We start from the raw sequence: 18572 nt of genomic DNA, 5'->3' as shown, positions 1-18572 counted from the left end.
CGGCAAACCAAAACTTCCGCTCGATGCGATCGCACGCGAGCAGTGCCCTAGAGTCGAATTTCACGCGCGGCGCATAATCACCAGCCGTCTATCGCGAGGAGTTGACGTGCCTACGGAGCGATCTGTGCCGAGCCACCCGTTCCGGGAACTCGCGCGCTCCTCACCCGCCCGCGCGGCAGCACTCGTCTTCGTGCTCGCGGCCGCGTTCTTCAGTGCGCTGCTGGCCCTTCCGATCTCTACAGACGACCCCAACGGCACCCCTCTCATCGACGCGATCTTCACCGGGGTTTCAGCGGTGACCGTGACCGGGCTCACGACAGTCGACACCGCCACCCACTGGTCGCTGTTCGGTGAGATCGTCATCCTCGTGGGAATCCAGACCGGTGGCCTGGGGATCGTGACAATCGCACTGCTCCTTGCCCGAGCCGTCACCCGCCATCTCGGCGTGCAGAGCAAGGTCTTCGCGCAGCAGAGCATCGGCACCTCCAAGATCGGCGAGGTCGGCACACTGCTGCGCATCGTGGTGCTCACGACCTTCGCGATCGAGGGCACCATTTTCCTCCTCCTGCTGCCCCCGTTCCTGATCGAGGAGTCGACCTGGTACGAGGGCGTCGGAAACGCCCTCTTCTACGCGGTCTCCTCCTTCAACAACGCGGGGTTCTCGGTGCACCCGGGCGGTCTCCAGGCGCTCGGCACCAACGTCTGGATCATCGGGCCCGTCATGCTCGGCGTCTTCGTCGGCAGTTTCGGATTCCCCGTCTTTCTCACCCTGATCACTCAGCGCTGGAACCGTAAGCGCTGGACGCTGCACACCAAGCTCACGCTCGCCATGACCACGGGCCTCCTGCTCATCGGTGCCATCGGCTGGGGATTGTCAGAGTGGAACAACCCGGGCACGGTGGGCGACGAGTCCCCTCTCGACAAGATTCTGCACGCCCTCTTCGCGTCGACCATGATGCGGTCTGGCGGGTTCACCCTCACCGACACGGCGGCGGCACACCCCGTGACACTGCTGCTGACCGACGCCCTCATGTTCGTCGGCGGAGGTTCGGCATCCACAGCCGGAGGCATCAAGGTCACCACCCTCGCCGTGCTGTTCCTCGCCATCATCGCGGAGGCTCGAGGCGACAAGGACCTCCGGGTCGCAGGTCGATCGATTCCCAGCGAGAGCCTCCGGGTTGCCATCAGTGTGACCTTCCTCGGCGCCACCCTCGTGCTCGTCGCCACCGCACTCATTCTTGCCGCGAACCCCTCCATCTCACTGGCCAGGGTGGCGTTCGAGGTGATCTCGGCATTTGCGACCTGCGGCCTGTCTGTGGGCCTGTCTGCTGAGCTCGACACGTTCGGAAAGTTCGTACTCAGCCTGCTGATGCTCGCCGGGCGCATCGGGCCGATCGGACTCGCGGCAGCACTCGCCCTCAAGCAACGCACCCTGCTCTACAGCCTGCCGGAGGAACGCCCCATCATCGGTTAGTTCACAACCGCGGGTCGGATAAGCTGAAGGTGGTGTGCCGGGAAGTCGGGTCGGCGGGTGACAGCGGTGTCGCCCACTACGACGACCGCTCTCGAAAGGTGCTCCATGGCTCACGAACCAGATGACACATACCGTCATCAGTTGCCCCACACCCTGTGGCGAGGCATCCACCAGACACTTAAGCAAGACACCGTCGGTGGAGCGCTACTGCTGGGCGCAACCGTGCTCGCCCTCATCCTGGCGAACTCCCCTGCCGCCGGGTTGTACGAGACTGTTCGTGAATTCACGTTCGGCCCCGAGGCTCTGCACCTGAACCTCTCGGTGGGATCGTGGGCTGCGGATGGGCTCCTCGCGATCTTCTTCTTCGTCGTCGGGCTTGAACTCAAAGAAGAATTCGTCGCGGGCAAACTGCGGCAGCCCAGCACGGCCGCCCTGCCGATTGCTGCGGCGATCGGCGGTGTCGCGCTCCCCGCCCTCATCTACGTTGCCGTCGTCTCCTCGGTCGGTGAGGCCGGACTGCGTGGCTGGGCCATCCCCGCCGCAACAGACATCGCGTTCGCCGTGGCCGTGCTCGCCGTCGTCGGCCGCAGCCTGCCGCCGGCGCTGCGCACCTTCCTGCTCACCCTTGCCGTGGTGGATGACCTGCTCGCGATCTCGATCATTGCCATCTTCTACACCGACGACCTTGAGCCTCTCATCCTGCTGCTCGCGCTCGTACCCCTGGCAATCTTCGCCGTGGCCGTGCAGCGAGGCGTCAGGAGCATCTGGATCCTGCTGCCGCTGGGCATCATCACCTGGGGCCTCGTGCATGCGTCCGGCATCCACGCCACAGTCGCTGGGGTGCTGCTCGGCTTCGCCGTGCCCGTCATCGCCACCCGCAGGGCACGCGTCAAAGTGGGAGTGGATTCCACCGGTGAACCGGTCTACGACGGCCTGGCCGCACACTTCGCGGACCGTTGGAGCTCGGTGTCGTCCGCAGTGGCTGTGCCGATCTTCGCGTTCTTTGCCGCGGGAGTTGCCGTCGGTGGTGCCACCGGGCTCGGAGAGGCGTTCAGCGACCCGATCGCCCTCGGGATCATCGCCGGACTGGTGCTCGGCAAGGCGATCGGCATCACGGGGACGACCTTCCTTGTCACCCGACTGCCCGGCCTCGCCATCGATGCCAGCCTGAAGTGGATCGACATCATCGGCATGGCCTTCGTCGCCGGTGTCGGATTCACCGTGTCGCTGCTGGTCGGCGAACTGTCATTCGGAGCCGGCAGCGAATCCGACGACCACGTCAAGGTTGGCGTGCTCGCCGGATCACTGCTCGCTGCCGTGATCGGTGGAATCATCCTCCACTTCAGAAACAGGCACTACGCCCGCCTCCGCTACTAAGCGGCGGTTGCGACCTACACGGTGCGCTGCGGCAGCTTCCATCCGGGCCGCACAGAGTGGCACGTGTATCCGTTCGGGTACTTCTCGAGGTAGTCCTGGTGGTCGTCTTCGGCCTCCCAGAAGTCGCCAGCGGGCTCGACCTCGGTGACGACCTTGCCCGGCCACAGGCCTGAAGCATCGACATCAGCGATCGTGTCGAGGGCGACCCGCTGCTGCTCCTCGTTCGTGAAGTAGATCGCCGAGCGGTAGCTGCGGCCCACATCGTTGCCCTGGCGGTCTTTCGTCGACGGGTCGTGAATCTGGAAGAAGAACTCCAGGACGTCGCGGTACGAGATCTGGGCGGGGTCGAAGACGATCTCGACTGCCTCGGCATGATCGCCGTGGTTTCGGTATGTCGCATTCGGAGTGTCTCCACCCGAGTAGCCGACGCGGGTCGACAAGACGCCGGGTCGGCGACGCAGCAACTGCTGTGCTCCCCAGAAACATCCGCCTGCGAGGATCGCGGTCTCAGTCGTGGCCATGGTCAGGCCCCCTTCGTGTTGTGTGAGCCGCCAGCTGCGGCCTTCATGGGTGAAAACAGTTGCCTGTCAGAAATAGTTCCCGCTGCAACTGGGAATCGCCCCCGAGGTGCACCGAGGTGCTCTTCGAGGGCGATCGCAGAGTGAGCCGGAGCTAGCCCGCGGGGGTTGCCGTCGGGGTCGGCGTCGGCGTCGACTGCTCGTTGAAGTCGGCTCCGGTCGCCTGCAGCACGAAGGCCTGGAATGAGGCGAGGTCGGAAACCGAACCCTCGTACTTGAGACCGTTCACGAGGACGGTGGGCGTGCCCTCGACCTTGTCGATGTTCGAGTTCGGGATCGGACCGTTCAGGGCGCGTGCGGTCGAGGCATTCACCCACGACTTGAACTCCTGGTCCTTGATGCACGATTCGATGGAGCTGGCAGATTTCACGCCCGCCTCCTTCGTTAACGCGATCAGCTCGTCGTTATCGAGTCCGGACGAGTTCTCGGCCGGCTGGTTCGCAAACAGCAGGTTGTGGAAGTCATAGAAGTTGTCCGGCGAGTAGTTGGCGACGCACGCGGTGGCGTTGGCCGACCTGGTCGAATACTTGGTGCCCTGCGACAGCCTGTCGAGGATGGTGATCGGGTGAATCTCGACCGTGGTCTTGCCGTTCTCGACCAGGCTGGAGATGTACTCGCCGTTGGTCGCCTCGAAGTCGCCACAGATCGGGCAGAGGTAGTCGACATACATCTGAATGGCGAGAGCTCCGGATGCCTCGTCGCGCTCATTCGGGATCGGCTCGTCATCAGACTTCAGCGCTGCGCTCTCGGCGGCGACGAACCCTTCACTGATCAGGATGCCGTCGCTGGCCATGTTGCGTGGACCAGGGCCGACGGGACGAACGGAGTTGACGATCACGAGGGCGATAATCGCCACGATCGCGAGCGAGGCGAAGATGATTCCGCCCTGCAGCAGCACCTTGGTGCGGCGATCCTTCTTCTTCTGGCTTTCGCGAAGAATTCGGGCTTTATCGCGGGCGGCTTCGCGCTTCTCGTTTTTCGAAAGTCGCCCGTCGCCGGGTGTGACGTTGCTCAATCGATCCTCATTCATCCGTCGGTATCGTGCACGTCAGGTTCGGCGCGCCTGTGGAATTCTACGAGGGATCACTGGGTATTACCCAAACAAACTCTGACACGACCCCGGTTTGGGTGGCATAATGGCGGATGGTGACATCGTCACCACTTCCATTCACAACGGATCGTCCGGCACGTACCTGCCGGTGAAGGAGCATTAGTAGTCATGGCATCAGTCACTTTTGACAAAGCAACACGTCTCTACCCCGGCTCGACCAAGCCCGCTGTAGACGCCCTCGACCTTTCGGTCGCCGACGGCGAGTTCCTCGTCCTCGTTGGCCCATCCGGTTGCGGAAAGTCAACAAGCCTCCGCATGCTCGCCGGCCTCGAAGAGGTCAACGACGGCAGCATCCTCATCGGTGACCGCAACGTCACCGACGTGCCGCCGAAGGACCGCGACATTGCCATGGTCTTCCAGAACTACGCGCTGTACCCGCACATGACGGTCGCCGAGAACATGGGCTTCGCCCTGAAGATCGCCGGCGTCAACAAGGATGAGCGCGCCAGCCGCGTTCTCGAGGCCGCCAAGCTCCTCGACCTCGAGCCCTACCTCAGCCGCAAGCCGAAGGCGCTCTCGGGTGGCCAGCGTCAGCGCGTCGCCATGGGCCGTGCCATCGTGCGCCAGCCGCAGGTGTTCCTCATGGACGAGCCGCTGTCGAACCTCGACGCCAAGCTGCGCGTTCAGACCCGCACGCAGATCGCATCACTGCAGCGGCGTCTCGGTGTCACCACCGTTTACGTCACCCACGACCAGACCGAGGCTCTCACCATGGGTGACCGCATCGCAGTGCTGAAGGATGGAATCCTGCAGCAGGTGGGAACCCCTCGCGACCTGTACGAGGCTCCGCAGAACGTGTTCGTTGCGGGCTTCATCGGAAGCCCCGCCATGAACCTGTTCGACGCCGAGATCGTGGAGGGCGGACTCAAGTTCGGCACCGCAGTGGCAGCAGTCGACCGCACGACGTTCAGCGGCACGAACGCCAAGACGGTCACGATCGGCATCCGCCCCGAAGACGTCAAGGTCTCCACCACCGGAACCGGACTCGCCGTTGACGTCGACCTCGTCGAGGAACTCGGCGCAGATGGCTACCTCTACGGCCACGCTGACATCAGCGGCAACCGCGTCGACATCGTCGCGCGCGTCGACGGTCGCAGCCACCCGCACGCCGGTGACAAGGTCTTCATCACCCCGGAGCCCAACCACATCCACGTGTTCGACACCGAGTCGGGCCTTCGCCTCAGCAAGGCCGTGCACGTCGACTAAGCATTCAACCGTGATCGGGCCTGTCGGGTTTTCCGGCAGGCTCGATCCACTTTAAGGACACCATGACCGGCTCACTGAACATCACCGCCGCGACAGTCGACCCAGCTTTGCTCGACCTCCCGTGGTCATTGCCGCTCGAGATCTGGCCAGACGAAACGATCGCCGCGCTGCCCAAGGGCATCTCGCGGCACCTGGTGCGGTTCGTCAACCTCAGCGGTTACGTGGTGGCCATCAAAGAGACCTCGGCGGAGCTGGCGCGCAAGGAGTACGACATGCTGCGCGCGCTGCAGCGGCTCGACATCCCCTGCGTCGACCCGGTCGCCGTCATCACCAACCGAACCACCCCCACCGGCGAGCCGCTCGAATCGGTGCTCGTCACACGACACCTTCGCTTCTCGCTCCCGTATCGAGCCGTGTACTCGCAGAGCCTTCGCCCCGAGACGGCCACCAGGCTGGTCGACGCCCTCGCGGTGCTGCTTGTGCGGCTTCACATTGTCGGTTTCTTCTGGGGCGACGTGTCGCTGTCCAACACCCTCTTCCGACGGGATGCCGGCGCATTCGCCGCCTATCTCGTCGACGCCGAAACCGGCCAGCTCTACACCAGCCTGTCGAACGGCCAGCGTGAGAACGACCTCGAGATCGCCAGGGTCAACATGGCCGGCGAGCTCCTCGACCTGCAGGCCGGTGGGCGACTCGACGAAGACATCGACCCTGTTGAGATCAGCAACGGCATCGTGGCGCGCTACCGCACCCTGTGGAAAGAGCTGACCGCCTCCGAAGAGTTTGACCAGTCCGAGCGCTGGCGTATCAACCAGCGCGTCGAACGGCTCAATGAGCTCGGTTTCGACATCGAAGAACTCGCCATCCGTACCGACGAGACTGGCACGCAGGTGCGCATCCAGCCGAAGGTCGTGGATGCCGGCCATCACTCCCGCAGGCTGTTGCGCCTGACCGGGCTCGACGCGCAGGAGAACCAGGCGCGCCGGCTGCTCAACGACCTCGACTCGTACCGGGCCACCGTCGAGAAGCAGAACCTCGACGAGGAGCTCGTGTCACACGAGTGGGCCGCGCGGGTGTTCGAGCCGGTAATCCGCGCCATCCCGAAAGACCTGAAGGGCAAGCTGGAGCCGGCCGAGATCTTCCACCAGTTGCTCGATCATCGGTGGTTCCTGTCGCAGAACCAAGCTCGCGACATCCCTCTCGCCGAAGCGGTTGCGAGTTACATCGACAACGTGCTCGTGCACCGTCGCGACGAAGCAACCATGATCGACCCATCGACCGGCACCTTCACCCTGCCGACACCGGTCGTCGACGAGGATGATTGGCGCCTGAAGGTCTAGGCAACCGTCGGTCGGGAGGTAATCTCAGATCATGGCTATTGCGAGCATCAACCCAGCGACCGGCGTTACCGAAAAAACCTTCGAGGCGCATGACGCCGCTGAGGTCGAGAGGCGCATTGCGCTGGCGGATGCCGCGACCACAGCGATGCGCACCACCACCTTCGAGCAGCGTGGCCAGTGGATGAATGCTGCCGCGGATCTGCTCGAAGCTGATGTCGACGAGATCGCTCGCATCATGACCGTCGAGATGGGCAAGCCGCTCGCTCAGGCCAGGGCCGAGGCGTTGAAGTGCGCCAAGGGCATGCGCTTCTACGCGGAGCACGCCGCAGAATTCCTCGCGGCCGAACCCCTCGACAACCCCGCGAGCGTCAACGCGTCGAGCGCGTACTCCGTCTACCAGCCGCTCGGCGCCGTGCTCGCCGTCATGCCGTGGAACTACCCGCTGTGGCAGGTCGTGCGCTTCGCCGCTCCCGCACTCATGGCCGGCAACTCCGGTCTGCTCAAGCACGCCTCGAACGTGCCGCAGTCGGCCATGTACCTCGACGCTCTCTTCACCCGCGCCGGCTTCCCCGAAGGCGCCTTCTCAACGCTGCTGATCGGCTCGAAAGAGGTCGCTGCCGTGCTGCAGGACCCGAGGGTCAAGGCCGTCACGCTGACCGGGTCTGAGCCCGCCGGGCGCGAGGTGGCCGCCAACGCCGGCAGCCAGATCAAGAAGGCCGTGCTCGAGCTGGGCGGATCAGACCCGTTCATCGTGATGCCGAGCGCAGACATCGACAAGGCTGTCGACGTCGCGGTCACGGCACGAACGCAGAACAACGGGCAGTCGTGCATCGCGGGCAAGCGTTTCATCGTGCACGCGGACGTGTACGAGCAGTTCGCCGCCCTGTTCGCCGAGAAGCTCAGTGCGCTCGTCGTCGGTGATCCCATGGATGCCGCGACCCAGGTCGGGCCACTGGCCACCGAATCCGGGCGCGACGAACTCGCCGAACTCGTCGACGATGCTGTGAAGCACGGCGCCACGATCCTCGCGGGTGGATCCGCACCCGACGGTCCGGGCTGGTTCTACAACCCGACGCTCATCGCCGACCTGCACGAAGGCATGCGCCTGGTAATGGAGGAGGCCTTCGGTCCGGTGGCATCCCTCTACCGCGTCGAGTCGCGCGAGCAGGCGGTGGAGATTGCGAACCAGACCACGTTCGGTCTGAGCTCGGCGGTGTGGACCACCGATGCCGTCGACGAGGAGTTCTTCATCGATGCGCTGGATGCCGGAGCCGTGTTCATCAACGGCATGACCATCTCCTACCCCGAGCTGCCCTTCGGTGGCATCAAGGCGTCTGGTTACGGCCGCGAGTTGGCGGCCGCGGGCATCCGCGAGTTCTGCAACCTGAAGACGGTCTGGAAGGGCTGAGTCAGCTGCTGAGCAGTTCGTCGAGGCCGCTGCCGATGACGTGCTCGAAGACGAGGTTCGTCTCGGTGTGGGCCACGGCCGGATGGTCGGCGAGGTGCGTGATCACGAAGTCGCGCAGGTCGGTCGCGCTTGCCGCGGCGATGTGCAGCATGTAGTCGTCCGCTCCCCCGGTGTGGAAGAACGACAGCACGCCCGGCCAGGTGGGTGCAGCGCGGCGGAACGCATCGACCTCGGCGCGTGCGTGCCTGACGAGCTTCACCGAGATGATGGCCTGCACTGTCATGCCGAGGGCCTCGACGTTGATGTCTGCGTGGAAACCGCGAAGGTAGCCGTCGTCCCGCAGTCTGCGCAGGCGCAGCGCGACTGTTGACTCCGCGACCTGCGCCTCGCGCGCCAGCGTAGAGCCGGAGGCGCGGGCGTTGCTGTAGAGGGCGCGCAGCAGGGCTCGGTCGATCCGGTCGATGGAACGCCTGGCATCCATTGCACTTTCCTCGATTCTTGAAACCTATTTCGCATATTCTTGCAGACCGCTTGCTGATACTCGCAGTATCCGCTCATCATGAGGGATGCGCGATGATGCAAGGCTCGAGACAATTGCTGTCCACTCCGGGATGAACGGTGTCACTGAGGGCGGCCACCACGTGCCTCCCATCGACCTGTCCACGACCTTCCCGCTGCCCGATGTCGAGACTGGCGGTGACGCCTACGAAAACCTCGCGACCGGCGGTGACCTGCTGCCGGGGCAGTCCGCGGTCTACCAGCGCCTTTGGCAGCCCGGAGTCGCACGCTTCGAAGACGGGCTCGCCGCCCTCGAAGGGTCGGAGGCCGCCGTTGCTTTCGCCAGCGGCATGGCGGCGCTGTCTGCCTGCCTCATCGCCACCGTCGTCGCCGGCAAACCACACATCGTGGCGTTGCGCCCCCTCTACGGCGGCACCGACCACGTTCTCGAGACCGGCCTGCTCGGCACGACCGTCACCTGGGTGACCGTCGATGAGGTGGCGGCGGCGATCCGCCCAGACACCGGACTGGTCATCCTGGAGTCGCCCGCCAACCCCACTCTCGAACTCGTCGACATTCGCCGGGTCGTCGAGGCCGCACAGGGCGTGCCCGTTCTCGTCGACAACACCTTCGCCACCCCGGTACTGCAGCGTCCGCTCGAGCTCGGCGCCACGCTCTCGCTGCACAGCGCCACCAAGTACCTCGGCGGTCACGGCGACGCGATGGGCGGCGTCATCGCGACCAACCGCGACTGGACCACGAGGCTGCGCCAGGTTCGTGCGCTCACCGGTGGCGTGCTTCATCCCCTTGCCGCCTACCTTTTGCACCGTGGCCTTCGCACCCTCCCGGTGCGCGTCAGGGCACAGCAGGAGACTGCGGGTGACCTCGCTCGTCGTCTCGGCGCTCACCCCGCCGTGGCTCGGGTGCTCTACCCCGGACTCCCCGGCCAGGACCCCAACGGCCTCATTGGATCGCAGAGTGCCGGCGCGGGATCACTGATCGCGCTGGAACTCGCGGGCGGATACGCTGCTGCCGCGAAGTTCACGGAGTCGTGTGAGCTCATCACGCACGCCGTATCGCTCGGCGGTATCGACTCGCTCGTGCAGCACCCGGCATCGCTCACCCACCGGCCGGTGGCTGAGCATGCGCGGCCCGGGGCGGGGATCGTGCGACTGTCGATCGGCCTGGAACACGTGGAAGACCTGTTCGCGGACCTCACCACTGCGCTCGACGCTGCGCTGCTGGTCGCAGAATCGGCGCGAGAACTTCACCCTCACTCGGCGTAGGTCGTCGCCAGCAGCTCATCGAAGATCGCGATCTCGAAGGTCTGGGTGGCCGAGGTCTGGAACGCGATCTGGCGCACCGGCGCGGTCGCCGCTCCGGTCGCGGCATCCGCCATGTGCACACCGCCGACGTGATGGGCGCGCATCAGCGTGAGAAACAGCCGACCCTTCGCGAGCCCGTCGGTGGTGGCAAGAGTGCGCATGTCGAGCGCGCTCGCGAGGCCAGGCATGTCGGCCGCGGGCATTGCCCTGCCCATCCAGCCCATGACGGTCGTCGGCGCCACGGTGCTCTCGCCCCACGACTGCAGCCAGGTGTGCATCATCCCGCGCTCGTATGACTGGTTCTGCAGGATGTCGGCCGCCGCCGTCTGCACCTGAGATCCGGTGTCACGGCCCAGCACCCGCTGGCACATTGCGAGAGCCTGCTCGTGGTGGAACGCCATGTCCTGACAGAAGCCAATGTCGATCTCGTTGGGTGCGGGACTGGGTGCGGGATCAGCCGACGTCTGGGTGCAGGCGGCGAGGCCAGCACCCACGACCGCGAGCGCGGCGCCCCCGAGAAGGGAACGCCGCGTGGTGGCCGCTGGCGTTGCCACTAGCCCCGCGCCGGTGGGCCGCCCGGCGCTCCCCCGGAGCCGACAATCGCATCGTCTGCGACCTCACCGTGATAGCAGCCGAGGAAGTACGGGAACGTGGTCGTCGTGTAGTAGCGATACTGGCCGTCACTGTCGACGCGACCGTTGCACTGGTCGAGGTCGCCGGAGCCCTCCACATAGCTGTGCGCAGACCAGGTGTCGGATGCGAAGAGCGACTCGTCGGTGAGCTGCCAGCTGCTGGCCAGCTGCGTCGTCGATGAGCAGGTGTCGTCGGCGCAGACCAGGCCGGACATGATCGGATAGCCGTCGGGAGACCAGCCCACGACGGTGGAATCACCCGACTCAGCCTCGGAGGCGGGGTAGAGGCAATCCACCGCATCTGCCCAGCCGAACAGGTGCATGTGGAACTGGACGGGGCTCGAGTGGCTTCCGCACTCGGAGAGTGCGCCGACCAGCGACAGCACGTCGCCGCCGGTCGACTCCGTGGGGCCGTAGATCGCGACGCCGTTGACCGCGACCGCGATCGTTCCGAGCATCGGGATGTCGGTGGGGGTGGCGGCGTCGACCGGATTAACCGGGATCGTCACGGTCTGTTCCGATGCCTGCAACACCTCGGGGGTCGTCGCGACGTACTGATAGTCGGGGATGCTGTTGCTCGCAACGATCAGGCTGTCGCCGTCGCAGGTGGCGCTGAGCGTCGGGTCGACGGAGTCGGGGTTGGCGCTCGTCACGGTGCGGAACGTCGCGGCCATGGCGTCGCAGTCGCCGTACGATGCGGCAAAGTCGGCGGCAGTTGCAGTCGGTGTCGCCGTCGCGCTGGGTGCGCTCGTGGCTGTTGCGGTCGGTTCGACCGTCTCGGTGGCGCAGCCAGCGGCAATAACTGCGACTGTAAGGAGCAACGCTCCGCTTGCGGCAATGGTGCCGAATTTCATCTGGATTCCCTCACGGTAAGTTGCAGGCGCGTTCGAGCGCCTGCAACCCACGTTTCCAGACGGATATCTGAGTCGTTGAAGAATCGGCAATGAATCCGATAAGGATTTTTGGCGGCTACCGCTTCTTCTTCGCGGCGGCACGCAGCTTCGAGATCTCGTACAGCGTCACGCTTGCCGCGATTCCGGCGTTCAGCGACTCGGTCGCCGCGCTGATCGGAACCGAGACGATCGCGTCGCAGTTCTCCGTCACCAGTCGCGATAGGCCCTTGCCTTCGCTGCCGACGACGACCAGCACGGGCTCGCGAGCGAGCTGCAGGTCGGGCAGCATCGTGTCGCCGCCGCCATCGAGGCCGAGCACGAACACGCCCTGCTCCTTGAACGCCTTGATCGTCTGGGTGAGGTTGGAGGCCATCGCGACCGGTGTGCGCGCCGCGGCGCCGGCGGAGGTCTTCCAGGCCGACGCGGTCAGGCCGACCGAGCGGCGCTGAGGAACAATAACACCCTGGCCACCGAACGCGGCAACCGAACGGATGATCGCCCCGAGGTTGCGCGGGTCGGTGATGCCGTCCAGCGCGACGAAGAGCGGTACCTGTCCACGGGAGATGGTCTTCTCCAGCATCTCCATGGGATGCGCGTACACATACGGCGGCACCTTGAGTGCAACACCCTGATGCACCGAGTCGAAGCCGGCGAGGCGGTCGAGCTCTGGCCGCATCACCTCGAGGATCGGGATGCCACGGGTGGTGGCGATCTGCAGGATCTCCTTCACGCGGTCGTCGAATTCGATGCGCGCCGCCATGTACAGCGTGGTCACCGGGATCTTCGCCCTGAGTGCTTCCAGCACCGAGTTGCGGCCTGTGACCATCTCGGACTCGTCACTGGTCTTCGGGCTGCGGCGGGTCTGCGGGCGCTGGGGTGCTGCGGCATCCTGGCCCTGCTTCTTGCGGCCGCCGGCGGCCTCGAAACGTTCGTTGGCAGCCTTGCGCTTACCCGCGGGGTGGTACGGACGGTCGACGGCCTTCGGCGTGGGCTTCTTGCCCTCGAGGGCCTGGCGCCCCTGCCCGCCGGAGCCGACCTGCGGTCCCTTGCGTCCCTTGCGGACGGCGCCTGCGCGTGGCTTGTTTCCTGGGCTTTTCATTAGTCAATGCTCCAATGGGATCCGGTGGCGCCGTCTTCGACGGTGATGCCCGCAGCGGCAAGTTCATCACGGATCCGGTCGGCCGCTGCGAAATCTTTGGCCGCACGTGCGGCATTGCGATCGGTAATAAGGGTTTCAACGAGTGAGGCGAGTGCCATCTGCGACGGGCTTTCCCGCGCGTCCCTCCACTGGGGCGAGAGCGGGTTGATGCCGAGCACCTCGCTCATCGCGAGCACAGCGCCACGCGCATCGGCGACAGCGCGCAGGTCGCCATTGTCTAAGGCGGCGTTGCCTGCGCGCACGGTTTCGTGCAGCACGCCCAGCGCCTGGGGCACGGCGAGGTCGTCGTCCATGGCTGCGGCGAACTCGTCCGGCACGACCTCGACCCCACTGCCGGCGAACCGGGTGGATTCGAGCCTGCGGTCGGCTCGGATGAGGAACACCTCGACCCGGTCGAGCGCGGCATCGGCTTCGGCCAGCGAACCGTCGTGGTAGTCGATGGTGGATCGGTAGTGCGCGGCGCCGAGGAAGTATCTGACCACGATGGGTGGCGCCTTGCGCAAAAACTCGGCGGCGAAGATCGAGTTGCCGAGCGACTTCGACATCTTCTGGTTGTTCACGTTTACGAGGCCGTTGTGCACCCAGTAGGTCGCGAACGGGTCGCCCGCAGCGCTCGACTGCGCCAGCTCGTTCTCGTGGTGCGGGAAGCGCAGGTCGAGCCCTCCCCCGTGAATGTCAAACGCTGCGCCGAGGTAGCGCCTCGACATGGCGGAGCACTCGATGTGCCAGCCGGGACGGCCATCGCCCCACGGCGACGGCCACGAGGCATCCACCGGTTCGGTGTCTTTGTGGCCCTTCCAGAGCGCGAAGTCCCTGGGGTCACGCTTGGACTGCGACTGGGAATCGGCGGCCGCGACCATGTCGTCAGCTTTCTGGCGGGTGAGTGACCCGTAGGCGGGCCAGCTGGCTGTGTCGAAGTAGACGTCTCCGTCTGTCGCATAGGCGTGCCCGGCGTCGATGAGTCGCTCGATGATGTCGCGCATCTCGCTGATGGATGCCGTCGCCCGCGGTTCGTACGTCGGGGGCAGGATGCCGAGGGCGGTGTAGCCCGCCGTGAACTCCAGCTCGAACCGGTACGCCAGAGCCCACCACGGTTCCGCACCGTCGGCGGAGGCGAGGATCTTGTCGTCGATGTCTGTGACGTTGCGCACCAGGGTCACGTCGAAGCCGCGGTAGGTGAGCCAGCGGCGCCACAGGTCGTAGACGAGCGCGGAGCGAAGGTGACCGATGTGCGGGCTCGACTGCACGGTGGGTCCACAAACGTAGATGCCCACTTCGCCCTCAACAAGAGGAACGAAGTCGACTTCGGCCTGCTGCCGTGAATCGTAGATACGCACTGTCACCATGCAACTTTAGCGATCTGAGCGCACCAACGCCGTCGCGATCACGGCGACGCCCTCCGAACGGCCGGTGAAACCGAGCCCATCCGTCGTGGTGGCGGCCACACTGACCGGAGCACCAACCAGCTCGGTGAGGTGCTGTTCGAGTTCGGTTCGTCTCGCCCCGAGACGTGGATGCTTCGCCACAAGTTGCACCGAAACGTTGCCGACCACGTAGCCGGCGCCCTCCACGAGTGCCACCGTCTCGGTGAGGAACACGTCTCCGTGGGCGCCAGCGAACCGCGGATCGTCCGTACCGAAGCGCCCGCCGATGTCACCAAGTCCCGCAGCAGACAGCAGTGCGTCGCAGATCGCGTGGCACAGGGCGTCACCGTCGGAATGCCCGGCAAGCCCGACCTCGTCTGGCCAGTAAAGACCGCCGAGCCACAGCGGCTGCGACGGATCGTACGCGTGCACGTCCATGCCGACACCTGTGCGCATCGCGGTCGTAACTCCGAGCATGCGCTCAGCGCGCTGAAGATCCCAGGGGGTGGTGATTTTGAACGCGCGTGCGTCGCCCTCGACGGTTTCGACCCGGTGGCCCGCCTCGGAGAACAACGCTGCGTCGTCGGTGTGTTCGTGGGTCGCGGCCGCGTACGCGGCGTCCAGAGCCGCGCGGGGAAAGCCCTGCGGGGTCTGCACGTGCACGAGTTCGCTGCGGTCGACGGTGTCGAGAACGGTCGACCCATCCACTCTTTTGATGGTGTCACTGACGGGCAGGCACGGGATGATGCCGTTGCCACTGGACCGCACTGCACGCGTGACGGTGTCAAACGCGTCGCCGGGTGTCATTGCTCGGGCCGCGTCGTGCACGAGCACGATGTCGACGTCGTCGCCCAGGGCGGCGAGCCCCGCGGCGACCGAGGCCTGGCGGTGCTCGGCTCCGGCGACGACCGAAATAGCTCCGGATGCCGCACCCGCCGCTCTGCGGGCGATCGCCCTGGCTGCCTCGAGGTGTGATCGCGGCGCGACGACCACGACCTGCGCGGATTCGACGGACTGGAACACGCCCCCGAGCGCACGCTCGAGAATCGTGACGCCGCCCAGTTCCACGAAAGCCTTGGGCTGTGATGCGCCGAGCCTGGTGCCGCTGCCCGCAGCGACGACGACAATGCCGATCATGAAGCTACGATGCCAAAACCTCGTCCAGCACGTGCGATGCCTTCTCTTCGTCGGTCTTCTCGGCCAGGGCAAGCTCTGAGATCAGGATCTGGCGAGCCTTCGCCAGCATGCTCTTCTCGCCGGCAGACAGGCCGCGGTCCTGAGACCGGCGCCACAGGTCACGCACAACCTCAGAGACTCTGATGACGTCTCCGGATGCGAGCTTCTCGAGGTTGGCCTTGTAGCGGCGCGACCAGTTGGTCGGCTCCTCGGTGAAGGGTGCGCGCAGAACTTCGAAGACCTTGTCGACGCCGTCGCGGCCGATAACGTCACGCACGCCGACGAGGTCGACGTTCTCAGCGGGAACATCGATCACCAGGCCACCTTGGGCGACGTTGAGTTTCAGGTAGAGCTTTTCCTCGCCCCTGATGACTCTTTTCTTTACTTCAATGATTGTTGCGGCGCCGTGATGTGGGTAGACGACGGTCTCACCGACCTCGAATTGCATGATGAAATGTCCTCTCGACGAACCTCCAGTTTACCACAGGGACCTCTAAGTTAGGGTGGCCTTACTCTTCCCCTGCAGCGCTCAGAAGATAAGCTGGGCGGGTGAAATCTCGCACCCCTCTCGCCCGCGCTGCGGCATCCGTCGTCCTCGCCGTTGCCCTGCTTGCTGGCACAGCCGGCTGCACCTTCATTTCGAGGCAGGCCACGCTGATCCAGTACGACCCCAGCAATGGTGTCGGAGCAAGCGTTGGTGACGTCAAGGTGCGCAATGCGATCGCCCTGATCAACGAGGACGGCACCGCGGTGAGCCTGCTCATCACGCTGGTGAACTCCGGCCAGGATGACGTTTCGGTCAAGCTGCAGTACGAGGCGAACGGCAAGAAGCTCACCGAAATCAAGGCTGTCCCTGCTGGCGGTGTCTCATCGTTTGGAAACGTTGACGGTGAAGACCAGATCGTGGTCACCAACCCCGGCGTCAAGTCGGGTGCGCTCATGCCCGTCTACGTGCAGTACGGCGACAACCCCGGCTCTGAGCTGATGGTGCCTGTGCTTCCGGCCGAGGGCGCCTACGAGGGCCTCGGGCCTGTCGTCAACGAGGGCTAATTCTCGAAGCGGTACCCGAGACCACGGACTGTCACCAGCATCGTGGGCTCTGACGGCACCTTCTCGATCTTGGATCTGATGCGCTTGATGTGCACGTCTAGCGTCTTCGTGTCACCGAAGTAGTCCGCGCCCCAGACGCGGTCGATCAGCTGGCCGCGTGTCAGCACACGGCCGGAGTTGCGCAGCAACAGTTCGAGCAGCTCGAACTCCTTGAGGGGCATAGCTGTGGTGACCCCATCCACGGCGACGGTGTGTCGCTCGATGTCCATCCGCACGCTTCCCGCCTCCAGGATCGCCTCGCCGTCATCATCGGTGTCGACGCGGCGGCGGAGAACGGCCCGGATGCGCGCCAGCAGCTCGCGAGTCGAGTACGGCTTCGTCATGTAGTCGTCGGCGCCCAGCTCGAGCCCCACCACAATGTCGACCTCGCTGTCTTTGGCGGTCAGCATGATGATCGGCACGCTGGAGCGCGTGCGCAGCTCACGGCAGACCTCCGTGCCGGGAAGCCCGGGGAGCATGAGGTCGAGCAGCACCAGGTCGACTCCCCCGCGATCGAACTCGACGATGGCGGACGGGCCGTCCTCCGCTATCACCGTCTCGTACCCTTCCCGTCCGAGAAGGTAGGCGAGAGGTTCGCTCAGCGACGACTCGTCTTCGACGATCAGGATCGTGGTCATTTCTGTACTCCCTGGGTTTTTGCGAGTGCGCTGGTTGCTTCGGGCAGCCGAATGGTGAACGTTGACCCTTTGCCGAGCTGGGACCACACGCGAACGTCGCCGCTGTGATTTTGGGCAACATGTTTGACGATGCTGAGACCGAGGCCGGTGCCGCCGGTGTTGCGGCTGCGGGCCGGGTCGCCGCGGAAGAACCGCTCGAAGACCCGGTCGATTTCGTCGGCGGGGATACCGGCGCCCTGGTCGGTGACGGCGATTTCGATGACATCGTCGCGCCGGATGACGCCCACCCCCACCCGCGATCGTGATGGTGAGAATTGCAGGGCGTTGGAGATGAGGTTGTCGAGGGCGGTGACCAGCATCGTCTCGTCGCCGTACACCTGGGCGCCGGATTTCGCTTTCGTCACCAGATTCACGTCGTGAGCTTCGGCGGCGACACGGTTCTGGTCGATGGCCATCGCAACCACATTGTCAATGTCGACCAGCTCGGGCTTGGACAGGGCATCCGATGCCTGCAGTCTCGACAGCTCGATGATCTCCTGGGTGATGCGAGCGAGTCGCTCCGACTCCTTGGTGAGTCTTTTGGCGAAACGCTTGACCTGCTCGGGCTCGTCGGAGGCACTCACGAGGGCTTCGGCCAGCAGCCCGACCGCGCCAATCGGTGTTTTCAGTTCGTGGCTGATGTTGGCGATGAAGTCGCGCCGCATCTCGTCGAGGCGGAACGACTCTGTGCGGTCCTCGGCCAGCAGCAGCACGTAGCGGGCGCCGAGCCGTGCGACCCGCACGAAGAGGAAGAGGTTGGCGTCGCCAAATGGCCCACGGCTGAGGTGGAGTTCCTGGGTCACGGGTTCGCCGTCGCGACGAACCTTGTCGACGATGTCGGAGAGCGTCGGATGCACCAGCACGCCATGCGCGACGAGGCCGAAGGTGAACGCCCCGGGTGAGGCCTTTATGACGCTGTTGGATGGGTCGATCACGACGGCAGCGGACTCCAGTGCTTCGATCACCTGGTCGACGCCATCCGGAACTGCGGTGTTGGTTACCTCCATAGCGGCCCTGCCACGTCGCGCTGCGGCAAGGATGATGGCGAACACACCTGTTCCAAGGAAGACACCGAAGAGCAGGGCGAGCACCACCAGCATCTGGGAGTCCATATCGACTAGATTAGTTACATCCGGCCGCCGCAGAGCGTCAGCGGCCTGCAGGACCGCTCCACTTCAGAAGATGTTCAGGCTCGGAACACCGGTTGTTAACCTAAGGCGAGCAGTCTGGGCTTGAACCGTGCGGGTGAAGCCCGTCATGAAGGG

Annotated in this window: 18 protein-coding genes; 7 read left to right on the top strand and 11 right to left on the bottom strand. The window is 65.0% G+C overall.

Translation table 11 applies throughout. From position 1 onward, the window contains the following. Positions 1 to 106 precede the first annotated feature (106 nt). Positions 107 to 1474 carry a TrkH family potassium uptake protein gene (locus QMG83_RS12505; RefSeq protein ID WP_283505737.1) on the top strand — a complete coding sequence of 456 codons (1368 nt, stop codon included), beginning with the start codon at positions 107 to 109 and terminating at the stop codon, positions 1472 to 1474. A 105-nt stretch (positions 1475 to 1579) separates the two neighbouring features. Then, complete coding sequence (gene nhaA, locus QMG83_RS12500) at positions 1580 to 2851, top strand: Na+/H+ antiporter NhaA (protein ID WP_283505736.1); 1272 nt, start codon at positions 1580 to 1582, stop codon at positions 2849 to 2851. Positions 2852 to 2865: 14 nt separating this feature from the next. Here nhaA and msrA read toward each other — a convergent pair whose 3' ends face one another. Together msrA and QMG83_RS12490 are read right to left on the bottom strand one after the other, a co-directional pair. After that, positions 2866 to 3372, bottom strand: a complete 507-nt coding sequence (gene msrA / locus QMG83_RS12495; protein WP_283505735.1) for a peptide-methionine (S)-S-oxide reductase MsrA — start codon at positions 3370 to 3372, stop codon at positions 2866 to 2868. 151 nt (positions 3373 to 3523) lie between these two features. Next, positions 3524 to 4444, bottom strand: a complete 921-nt coding sequence (locus QMG83_RS12490; RefSeq protein WP_283505734.1) for a DsbA family protein — start codon at positions 4442 to 4444, stop codon at positions 3524 to 3526. 204 nt (positions 4445 to 4648) lie between these two features. Here QMG83_RS12490 and QMG83_RS12485 point away from each other — a divergent pair, with 204 nt between their 5' ends. From QMG83_RS12485 to QMG83_RS12475, 3 genes are all read left to right on the top strand, one after another. Further along, the gene (locus tag QMG83_RS12485) at positions 4649 to 5746 is read left to right on the top strand and encodes an ABC transporter ATP-binding protein (protein WP_283505733.1); all 1098 of its coding nucleotides are present in this window, start codon (positions 4649 to 4651) and stop codon (positions 5744 to 5746) included. Positions 5747 to 5808: 62 nt separating this feature from the next. Continuing rightward, positions 5809 to 7086, top strand: a complete 1278-nt coding sequence (locus tag QMG83_RS12480; protein ID WP_283505732.1) for a DUF4032 domain-containing protein — start codon at positions 5809 to 5811, stop codon at positions 7084 to 7086. 31 nt (positions 7087 to 7117) lie between these two features. After that, positions 7118 to 8494 (top strand): NADP-dependent succinic semialdehyde dehydrogenase, encoded by a 1377-nt coding sequence (locus tag QMG83_RS12475; RefSeq protein WP_283505731.1) that lies wholly within the window; start codon positions 7118 to 7120, stop codon positions 8492 to 8494. Position 8495: 1 nt separating this feature from the next. Here the strand turns inward: QMG83_RS12475 and QMG83_RS12470 are convergent, their stop codons facing one another. Then, complete coding sequence (locus QMG83_RS12470) at positions 8496 to 8975, bottom strand: Lrp/AsnC family transcriptional regulator (protein ID WP_283505730.1); 480 nt, start codon at positions 8973 to 8975, stop codon at positions 8496 to 8498. A gap of 85 nt (positions 8976 to 9060) precedes the next feature. Here QMG83_RS12470 and QMG83_RS12465 point away from each other — a divergent pair, with 85 nt between their 5' ends. Then, entirely contained in the window at positions 9061 to 10278 is a 1218-nt protein-coding gene (locus QMG83_RS12465; protein ID WP_283505729.1) for a trans-sulfuration enzyme family protein, read from the top strand. On the opposite strand, the gene QMG83_RS12460 is transcribed toward QMG83_RS12465, so the two are convergent. The 6 genes from QMG83_RS12460 to QMG83_RS12435 form a co-directional block, all read right to left on the bottom strand. Beyond that, positions 10266 to 10871 (bottom strand): DUF305 domain-containing protein, encoded by a 606-nt coding sequence (locus QMG83_RS12460; RefSeq protein WP_283505728.1) that lies wholly within the window; start codon positions 10869 to 10871, stop codon positions 10266 to 10268. The two genes, QMG83_RS12465 and QMG83_RS12460, sit on opposite strands and share 13 nt — an antisense overlap. Continuing rightward, positions 10871 to 11803 (bottom strand): YHYH protein, encoded by a 933-nt coding sequence (locus QMG83_RS12455; RefSeq protein WP_283505727.1) that lies wholly within the window; start codon positions 11801 to 11803, stop codon positions 10871 to 10873. The genes QMG83_RS12460 and QMG83_RS12455 overlap by 1 nt, the downstream gene beginning before the upstream one ends. Positions 11804 to 11918: 115 nt before the next feature. Then, positions 11919 to 12941, bottom strand: coding sequence for a 23S rRNA (guanosine(2251)-2'-O)-methyltransferase RlmB (gene rlmB / locus QMG83_RS12450; RefSeq protein ID WP_283505726.1), 1023 nt, complete (start codon positions 12939 to 12941; stop codon positions 11919 to 11921). Further along, the gene (cysS, locus tag QMG83_RS12445; protein ID WP_283505911.1) at positions 12941 to 14344 is read right to left on the bottom strand and encodes a cysteine--tRNA ligase; all 1404 of its coding nucleotides are present in this window, start codon (positions 14342 to 14344) and stop codon (positions 12941 to 12943) included. The genes rlmB and cysS overlap by 1 nt, the downstream gene beginning before the upstream one ends. A gap of 9 nt (positions 14345 to 14353) precedes the next feature. Then, the gene (gene ispD, locus QMG83_RS12440; RefSeq protein WP_283505725.1) at positions 14354 to 15502 is read right to left on the bottom strand and encodes a 2-C-methyl-D-erythritol 4-phosphate cytidylyltransferase; all 1149 of its coding nucleotides are present in this window, start codon (positions 15500 to 15502) and stop codon (positions 14354 to 14356) included. A gap of 4 nt (positions 15503 to 15506) precedes the next feature. After that, positions 15507 to 15989, bottom strand: coding sequence for a CarD family transcriptional regulator (locus QMG83_RS12435; protein ID WP_283505724.1), 483 nt, complete (start codon positions 15987 to 15989; stop codon positions 15507 to 15509). Positions 15990 to 16090: 101 nt separating this feature from the next. On the opposite strand from QMG83_RS12435, the gene QMG83_RS12430 reads away from it, so the two are divergent. Continuing rightward, complete coding sequence (locus QMG83_RS12430) at positions 16091 to 16591, top strand: hypothetical protein (protein ID WP_283505723.1); 501 nt, start codon at positions 16091 to 16093, stop codon at positions 16589 to 16591. Here QMG83_RS12430 and QMG83_RS12425 read toward each other — a convergent pair. Both QMG83_RS12425 and QMG83_RS12420 read right to left on the bottom strand, forming a co-directional pair. After that, complete coding sequence (locus tag QMG83_RS12425) at positions 16588 to 17268, bottom strand: winged helix-turn-helix domain-containing protein (protein WP_283505722.1); 681 nt, start codon at positions 17266 to 17268, stop codon at positions 16588 to 16590. The two genes, QMG83_RS12430 and QMG83_RS12425, sit on opposite strands and share 4 nt — an antisense overlap. Next, the gene (locus QMG83_RS12420) at positions 17265 to 18419 is read right to left on the bottom strand and encodes a sensor histidine kinase (RefSeq protein ID WP_283505721.1); all 1155 of its coding nucleotides are present in this window, start codon (positions 18417 to 18419) and stop codon (positions 17265 to 17267) included. The genes QMG83_RS12425 and QMG83_RS12420 overlap by 4 nt, the downstream gene beginning before the upstream one ends. Positions 18420 to 18572 lie beyond the last annotated feature (153 nt).

Source organism: Salinibacterium sp. G-O1 (assembly GCF_030063305.1).
Lineage (GTDB): Bacteria > Actinomycetota > Actinomycetes > Actinomycetales > Microbacteriaceae > Rhodoglobus.
This window is presented reverse-complemented; position numbering and strand designations above follow the sequence as displayed.